The sequence below is a fragment of the Tardiphaga sp. genome (assembly GCF_044336785.1).
GTDB lineage: Bacteria > Pseudomonadota > Alphaproteobacteria > Rhizobiales > Xanthobacteraceae > Tardiphaga.
Map to the genome: position 1 here is coordinate 1 of NZ_JBIIOT010000151.1, position 8,189 is coordinate 8,189.

An 8,189-nucleotide genomic window follows, 5' to 3' on the forward strand; every position below is an offset into this window, starting at 1 on the left:
GCGGCCCGGCCGCGCCGCCCCCCCCCCCCCGCCACAGGTGACGCCGCTTGTGGAAGCCCCCTCACCCGCCGCGAAGGCGCGGCGACCTCTCCCCGGCGGGGAGAGGTGAAGACAGAGCATCGATCCTGGCTCTTCCCCCTTTGGCATAGTTCTGATTCAATCCGCGCCTATTCTCCGGTGATCGGAATCATTCTTCCGCGTCACTGTTTCCAGACACGTCCAAAGGCATTTCCATGCGCGCGCTTTCCCTCGGCCTGCTCGGCCTCGCAGCAACGGCCTCCGTTGCCACCATCAATGTCGCCACGGCGCAAACGAAGGCCGCGCCGAAAGCGCAGGCAGCCGGCCCCGAGATTCGCTACTTCACCTCCATCGACGGCCTCATGGATGGCAATGCCGACGTGATCCTGAAGGAAACGCGGCAGGGCAAGACGGTGACCGCGGCAACGCTGGATGTCTGCTACCCCGCCGAGAAGGGCAGCGACCGCAAGGATCGCTTCGTTGCCAATCTCACCGTGAGCGGCACGACGCTGTCGGGCGCGACGCAGACGCAGATCGACAAGCTGCCGGTGACCGTGAAGATCAATCGCCGGCCCACCGGCGACACATTCGAATTCAAGGGCCAGGTGATCGTCGGCCAGACCACCACCAGCCTGACTTCGGCGGACAATGCCGACCAGAGCGAGAAGGAATTCCAGGAGAACCAGGGCAGCGACGAGAGCATCGCCGCCGCGCCAAAAGATTTCAGCGAAGTCTCGCCGGAATCCATCGCGGTGAAGATCAAGCTGGAAGCCGCGCTCGATTTCGTGCGCTCGCTGCGCGGGCAGAATGTCGAGGTCTCCCTGTCGAGCCTGTCGGTGAGCTGCGACGCGCTGCGCGCCGGCGAACAGGTGATCAATCTCGCGGTCGATCCGGAACGCGCGGCAGACTTCGTGGCCAAGGCAAAGGCCTATCCCGGCGTCGTCACTGTCGGCTGGACGGCAGGCGCCATCGACATGGAGCGCACCGTGCGCTTTGCGGCGACGGACTGGAAGAGCGGCGACAAGATCGATCGCAGCAAGGTCGCGAATGCACTGTCTGCCGTGCTCGCCAAGACGATGTCGGCGAAGGTCTCCACGACCGCGTGGGATGACGAGACCGGCAAGCTGAAGCTGACCTTCAAGCGGCCGAGCCAGGTGATGCCGGCGCTGGAGCTGACGGAGAATGTGGAGGTCAGCGCCGTGGTGTCGCCGGACAAGCCCGGCACGACGGACAAGCTCATTCTGTGGATCTCGACACCGTCGGTGACGACGGTGGATGAAGCCTCGGGCGCCAAGCTGGCACTGGCGGAAACGCCGGCCACGGATGAAGAAAGCGATCCGCGCGACGACAATGGCGCGGTGGCGGCCGTGGCGGCGGAATTCAAGGCTCAGCGTTGGGATGCGGAGAAGACGGGGTGGAAGTGAGACTCGCTCTCCGTTGTCATCACCCGCCCTGGCGCGCAATTGCGCGCTTGGAGCGGGTGATCCAGTACACGGCGACGGATCTGTTCGATCACGGATGACGGTGTTTACTGGATCGCCCGGTCAAGCCGGGCGACGACAGAATGTGAATGCCTCTCAATTCGTATTCAACCGAAACCGCAGCGACTTCGGCCCGATGAACGTCACCGTATCTCCGCGGCGCTGCCAGTTGGTGGCCGCGCCGAGATCCGCCAGCAGCTGATCGTCCAGCGCCACCTGCGCGTCGGTGCAGCTGCGGCTCGCCATCACGCCCGGCACGAACACCACGGTGTTGCCGGCGATCGAGAACTGCCCCTTGCCGCCCTTGCACCACAGCTCCACCATCGCCTCGCCGGCATCGCCGATCTCGAGATTGGGGATGCGCTTGTTACCCGGCATGCGCTGCGCATCCAGCGTCATTTCCATCCCGAACGGAAAATCATCGGCGGCGTGCGCCGGCAGCGAAATGAGGAGTGCTGCACCAGCCATGGCGGCGCGCAAAGATGTCGTATTGGAAATCATGTCAGGTCCCGGCGTGGATGGATGTCAGCGGCCCTCGCGCGTTCTAGGCGAGGCGGCGGGACTTGACCAGAAAGGTCGGGACACAATGTGGCGGGGTGAAGAAAATCGCGGCGGTCTTAACCTCTCCCCGCTCTTTTGCGGGGAGAGGTCGATCTGGCGAAGCGCAGCGAAGCCGGATCGGGTGAGGGGCATGGCACGCGGCAAGTGCCGAGCACACAGCTCTCGGATCGACGAACGTCGGAAGCTCTGAGAGTTTATCGGAGAGATTCGATGGCGCGCGCATGAGGCACGCGCGTGCCATGCCCCTCACCCGCCGCGAAGACGCGGCGACCTCTCCCCGTAAAGAACGGGGAGAGGTTAAGAGCCTCACTTCGGCGCGGCGATCACCATTTCGGTGAACGGATAGACATAGGCCTGCAGCATCACGAAGCCGCCGACCATGCAGGCCAGCACGATGGAGTGCCAGAACACGAAGCGCAGGATCGAGCCTTCGTGGCCGAACCAGTTGGTCGCGGTGGACGCCACCACGATGGACTGCGCGTCGATCATCTTGCCCATCACGCCGCCGGACGAGTTTGCGGCGCTCATCAGGATCGGGTTGAGACCGAGCTGCTCCGACGTGATCTTCTGCAGGTTGCCGAACAGCACGTTCGATGCGGTGTCCGAACCGGTCAGCGCGACGCCGAGCCAGCCGAGCAAAGTGCCGAAGAACGGATACAGCACGCCGGTGGCCGCGAAAGCGAGACCGAGCGTGGCATCGACGCCGGACAGGCGCGTCAGCGTGCCGATGGCCAGCATCGCCGAGATGGTGATCAGCGAATAGGCGCAAAGCTTGATGGTGCTGCCATATTCCTTGATCATCTTGATCGGCGAGAAGCCCATCACGAAGCCGGAAATGATGGCGGCGAGCAGCATGCCGGTGCCGGTGAAGGACACATAGGTGAAGGCGAACACGGCCCCTTCCGGCGTCGGCTTCGCCGCCACCGGCGGCACCTTGTTGATCATGTTGTGCAGCTCGGGCACCGGATAATTCCAGGTGAAGATCGGATTGACGATCCCCTTGAACCAGTTGGTGCCCCAGATCAGCAGGATGACGCAGAGGATGATCCATGGCGTCAGCGCGCTCCAGACCTGCGCCGAGGTGAGCGGCGTGGTGTCGAACGGCTTTGCCGGCGGCGCGGTGGCAGCGCTGTCGTCGCGCTGGCGCAGTTTCGCCGAGGTCCAGATCGTCTTCGGTTGCCAGACCTTCAGGAACAGGATCAGTGCGGCCATGGAGATCAGCGAGGCGCCGATATCGACGATCCAGGGATTGATGTAGTTCGAGATCACGAATTGCGGGATCGCGAAGGACAGCGCAGTAATCAGGATCGCCGGCCAGACTTCCTTCATGCCCTTCCAGCCTGCAAAGGCCCACACCACCCAGAACGGCACGATCATCGAGAACACCGGCAACTGACGGCCGACCATGGCGCCGAGGATGAACGGATCGAAACCGGTGACCGTGGCGAGGCCCTGGATCGGTGTGCCCAATGCGCCGTAAGCCACGGGCGCAGTGTTCGCGATCAGCGACAGGCCGGAGGCGGCGAGCGGCGAGAAGCCGAGGCCGATCAACACGGCGCCGGTAACGGCAACGGGTGTGCCGAAGCCCGACGCGCCTTCGAAGAAGGCGCCAAACGAGAAGGCGATGAGCAGGATCTGCAGGCGGCGGTCATTGGTGACGCCGCCGATGGCGCGCTGCAGGATCTCGAAGCGGCCGCTATCGACGGTGAGCCGATACATGAAGATGACGTTGAGGACGATCCAGCCGATCGGGAAGAAGCCGGTGACGATGCCGAGCGCCGAGGCGCGGATCGACATATTGGCGGGCATCGTGAAGGCATAGATCGCGACGAGATTGGCCAGCACCAAGGCGATGACGGCGGCGATATGCGCCTTCACCTTGTTGGTGGCGATCAGCACCAGCAGGATGACCACGGGAATGGCGGCGACCAGCGTCGACAGCGTCGCATTGTTGAATGGATTGTAGACCTGATTCCACATGGCCGTTTCCCCTGTTGTTCTTGTTAGCAGCGTGTGGTGCGACCGCCCCCGCAGGGATCGGCAACTTGCTGATTGTTCACTTGCGGGGGTGGCTGTGATCGGCCAAAGCCGACAGCATCGGGCGACAGCCGGCAGCCTCCACCCCCATTTACCGCATGCTAGGGTGAATCACAGTTTCGCGACAAGGCGTCGCGCGTCATCTTGTCAGCGACTTTCGTCTAAACGCTTCAAACTTCTCTCGCCTCAAGGGCTTAGCGCCCCTCTCCCGGAGATCAGCTGTGAACAATATCCGCTCCACCCTCAAAGCCGTCTGGCGGATCGCGCTGCCCTATTTCAATTCCGAGGACAAATGGGCGGGGCGCGGCCTGCTGGCGGCGGTGATTGCGCTGGAGCTCGGCTATGTCGCCATCACCGTGCTGGTGAACCGCTGGAACAGCGATTTCTTCAACGCGCTGCAGGAGCGCGATCTCTCATCATTCACCTACCTGCTCGGTTACTTCGCCGTGCTGGCGACGATGTCCGTCGTCGTGCAGGTGTATCAGCTCTATCTGAACCAGTGGCTGCGCATCCGCTGGCGGCGCTGGCTGACCGAACACTATCTCACCGGCTGGCTCGCCAATGCCAACCACTATCGCATGCAGCTGCAGGGCGAGACTGCGGACAATCCCGACCAGCGCATCGAGGAAGATGCGCAGCTGTTCGTGGATCAGACGCTGGCGCTCGGCGTCGGCCTGCTGAGTTCGGTGGTGACCATCGGATCCTTCATGGTGATCCTGTGGGGTCTGTCGGCAGCAGCGCCGCTGCATCTGTTCGGCATCGATCTCAACATTCCCGGCTACCTGATCTGGGCCGCGCTGATCTATGCGATCGTCGGCACTTTGCTGACGCATCTGATCGGCTGGCCGCTGGTCGGGCTGAATTTTCGCCAGCAGCGCTTCGAGGCAGACTTCCGCTTCAACCTCGTGCGCACGCGCGAGAATGGCGAGCAGATCGCGCTGCTGAAGGGCGAGCCTGCGGAGCATCAACGGCTGTCGGCGCGCTTCGGGCTGGTGGTGCGCAACTATCTCGACCTGATGAACCGCACCAAGAAGCTCACGGCTTTCACCGGCAGCTACAATCAGGCTGCGGTGCTGTTTCCCTATATCATGATCGGACCGGCTTACTTTGCCGGCAAGGTGCAGCTCGGCAGCGTGACGCAGACGTCGTCGGCCTTCAGCAGCGTGCAGGAGGCGATGTCGTTTTTCGTCACCGCCTATCGCACGCTGGCGGAGTGGCAGTCGGTGGTGGCGCGTCTCGACGGGTTCGAGCAGGCGATCGCCAATGGCCAGGCGCTCGTGACCAAGCCTGACATCATCCACACGGCGGCGAGCGCCGATGGCGCCATTGCGCTGTCCGATCTCACCGTGGCGCTGCCGAACGGCGCGCCCTTGCTGCAGACGGCAGGCTTCAGCTTCCGCAAGGGTGAGCGCACGCTGCTGACGGGGCCGTCGGGTGCGGGCAAGTCGACGCTGTTCCGCGCCATTGCGGGGATCTGGCCGTTCGGCAAAGGCGAGGTCGCCCTGCCCGCCGATGCGTCGCTGATGATGCTGCCGCAGCGGCCGTATTTCCCGGTCGGAACATTGCAAGACGCGATCGCCTATCCCGGCCAGCATGACGCGTTCGATGCTGCAGCGATGACCGAGGCGATCACGGCTGTCGGGCTGCCGGCGCTGGCCGGGCGGCTCGATGAGGACGCGCACTGGAACCGGATGCTGTCGCTCGGCGAGCAGCAACGCCTCGGTGTCGCCCGCGCATTGCTGCACCGGCCGGACTATCTGTTCCTGGATGAAGCGACCGCCTCGCTCGACGAGCCATCGGAGGCGGCGCTGTATCAGCTGATCGAAGCGCGGCTGCCGGATACGACGGTGATCTCCATCGGCCATCGCGGCACGCTGCACGCATTCCATCAGCGCAACGTGACGCTGGAAAAGACCGGCGAGAGCTTCGCGCTGACCGAGGCGACGAGCGCAGCGACCAACTAGGACGGCTTTGGTTCATCGACGGCAAAGCGCGCCAGCGTAATCCTGGCGAGGGCATGATAGAGGCCCTCGCTGAGCACAAGCTGCGATGCCCCGTTGGCGATCAGCGCTGCAGCCATCAAGGGAATGACCATGGCGTGGTTGTTGGTCATTTCCGAGGTGATGACGAAAGCGGTGATCGGCGCGCGCACCACGCCGGTCAGATACGAGACCATGCCGATCAGAACGAGCGCATCGAGCGGCACCGGTGGAAGCAGAGGCGCCAGATCCGACGCGATACCTGCGCCAATCGCCAGCGATGGCGCGAAGATGCCGCCGGGTATGCCGGAGATCGCCGACAGCATCGTGGCCGCATATTTCCAGGCACCAAAACCATGGGCCACGGCAGCCGGGCCGTCATCGATGATGGCGCGCGCTTGCTCATAACCGGTGCCGTAGACATGGATGCCGCTGGCCAGACCGCATAGCGCGACGCCGAGACCGCAGGCGGCTGCGAAGATGACCGGATGCGTCTTGATGGCGCGGCCGAAGCGGCCGGGAAGTCCCAGCGCGAAGCGGATCAGAATGCGACTGAAGACGCCGCCGAGCACACCGCAAAGGATCGCACAGACCGGCACCACGACCCATGCCGCACCGAGCGGCAACACGGCGGACGGCGAGCCGAAATAGTGATACTCGCCAAGCAGCGCGAATGAGGTCAGGCCGGCGGCAACGATGGCGCCGATGACAAGACTCAGGCTGCGCATCTCGAAGGAACGGCTGAGCTCCTCGATGGCGAAAACAATGCCAGCGAGCGGTGTGTTGAACGCCGCCGCGACACCGGCTGCAGATCCCGCGAGCAGGAAGCCCGGCTGGCGATAGGGCGCGAAGCGCCCCAGCGCTGCCATGATGGCGCCGCCGACCTGAACGGTCGGTCCCTCCCGCCCGGTCGAGGCGCCGGCGAGCAGGCCGAGCGACATGACCACGACCTTGCCGAGGGCGACGCGCAGCGAAACCAGCGGTCCGCGGCGCTGCTGCGGCAGCCGCAAGGCCGCGATGACCTGCGGTATGCCGGAGCCCTGTGCGTTGGGAAAGACCGCGATGGCCAGCCACATGCAGAGGCCGAAGCCGATCGGCGACACGAACAGGCCGGCATAGGGCCATCGTGCCAGCAATGCGTGGAACAGATGCTGCGCATGATCGGCAAGCCAGGCCATCGCGATGGCAGCGAGGCCGACACAAATCCCTCCCGCCAGGAACAGCATGTGGCGAGTCCAGCGCTTGCGCGCGAGGCGGGAGCGCAGGCCGAAATGAGCGAGATAGCGGCGCGTTTTCATTGCACGGGGGTGTTGCAGGTCTGACCTTCCCCGGCAATGGCGGCAATGAGAGGGCAGATCTGCGCCAAGAAAAACGGGCAGCGATTGCTCGCTGCCCGTTCGCATCCAACCGATGGTTGGAAAGATTTACTTCAGGTTCTGCATCGCGGTCAGGTCAGCCGACAGCTTGACGATGCCGGTCGCGCCGCACCAGCTGGAACCAGCGCCGCCATTGATCGGGGTCACGAAGGTGGTGCCCGAAGCGGTGAAGTCCGAGGTGAAGGCGTTGCAATCACCCTTGTTCAGGCTGGTGTCCGAGTAACGCAGGTCGAGGGTGAAGACCTTGTAGGTGAAGCCGACGCCGACGTTCCAGGTATTGTAGTCGGCATACTTGATGCCGGGGCCGACGCCCGGAGCGGTGAACGAGTAGAACGAGTCCGAGGTGCCGAGCCACTGACGACCGAATTCACCCGACACATACATGCCGACGCCCGACGAACCGAACCAGCCGGTCGGTGCGATGGCCTTGGCGGTCACGGCAGCGTAGTTGCCCCAAGCGCCGGTGTTCAGGAAGTTCGGCGAGTAGTTGTCCGACACGCCCATCGTGAAGTAGTCGTTGAAGGTGTAGTTGAACTTGGCATAGCCCTCGTAGAACGAAACGTCCTTCTTCATGACGTTGCCGTTGGCCAACACCTGCGGTGCGGTGCCGACGCCGCAGATCCCCAACGAACCACCGGCAGCAATGTCGGTGCACTGGCCGCCCGGATAACCGTAGTACCAGAAGCCGAAGTCGAAGGCGGCGGCGCCGAAGGTCGGGCGGATACCGAAGTAACCGT

General features: G+C 63.9%; 6 protein-coding genes. 2 read left to right on the top strand and 4 right to left on the bottom strand.

Features of this window, described 5'->3' with window-relative positions; genetic code table 11:
* Positions 1 to 233: 233 nt before the first annotated feature.
* Entirely contained in the window at positions 234 to 1,442 is a 1,209-nt protein-coding gene (locus tag ACIQ2A_RS24660) for a hypothetical protein (RefSeq protein ID WP_398484468.1), read from the top strand.
* 153 nt (positions 1,443 to 1,595) lie between these two features.
* Here the strand turns inward: ACIQ2A_RS24660 and ACIQ2A_RS24665 are convergent, their stop codons facing one another.
* Positions 1,596 to 2,000, bottom strand: a complete 405-nt coding sequence (locus ACIQ2A_RS24665; RefSeq protein ID WP_398484470.1) for an META domain-containing protein — start codon at positions 1,998 to 2,000, stop codon at positions 1,596 to 1,598.
* Between the two features lie 366 nt (positions 2,001 to 2,366).
* Positions 2,367 to 4,040, bottom strand: coding sequence for an L-lactate permease (locus ACIQ2A_RS24670; protein WP_398484472.1), 1,674 nt, complete (start codon positions 4,038 to 4,040; stop codon positions 2,367 to 2,369).
* Between the two features lie 278 nt (positions 4,041 to 4,318).
* On the opposite strand from ACIQ2A_RS24670, the gene ACIQ2A_RS24675 reads away from it, so the two are divergent.
* Positions 4,319 to 6,061 carry an ABC transporter ATP-binding protein/permease gene (locus ACIQ2A_RS24675; protein ID WP_398484474.1) on the top strand — a complete coding sequence of 581 codons (1,743 nt, stop codon included), beginning with the start codon at positions 4,319 to 4,321 and terminating at the stop codon, positions 6,059 to 6,061.
* Here the strand turns inward: ACIQ2A_RS24675 and ACIQ2A_RS24680 are convergent.
* Together ACIQ2A_RS24680 and ACIQ2A_RS24685 are read right to left on the bottom strand one after the other, a co-directional pair.
* On the bottom strand, positions 6,058 to 7,374 hold the full coding sequence (locus ACIQ2A_RS24680; RefSeq protein WP_398484476.1) for a chloride channel protein: 1,317 nt from the start codon (positions 7,372 to 7,374) through the stop codon (positions 6,058 to 6,060). The genes ACIQ2A_RS24675 and ACIQ2A_RS24680 overlap by 4 nt on opposite strands.
* Positions 7,375 to 7,500: 126 nt before the next feature.
* The coding region (locus tag ACIQ2A_RS24685) for a hypothetical protein (protein WP_398484479.1) at positions 7,501 to 8,189 on the bottom strand (689 nt) is incomplete at its 5' end.

Excerpts from the sequence above, each read along its gene's own strand:
- ACIQ2A_RS24680 (WP_398484476.1), bottom strand. The coding sequence starts at position 7,374 with ATGAAAACGCGCCGCTATCTCGCTCATTTCGGCCTGCGCTCCCGCCTC.
- ACIQ2A_RS24670 (WP_398484472.1), bottom strand. The coding sequence starts at position 4,040 with ATGTGGAATCAGGTCTACAATCCATTCAACAATGCGACGCTGTCGACG.
- ACIQ2A_RS24665 (WP_398484470.1), bottom strand. The coding sequence starts at position 2,000 with ATGATTTCCAATACGACATCTTTGCGCGCCGCCATGGCTGGTGCAGCA.
- ACIQ2A_RS24660 (WP_398484468.1), top strand. The coding sequence starts at position 234 with ATGCGCGCGCTTTCCCTCGGCCTGCTCGGCCTCGCAGCAACGGCCTCC.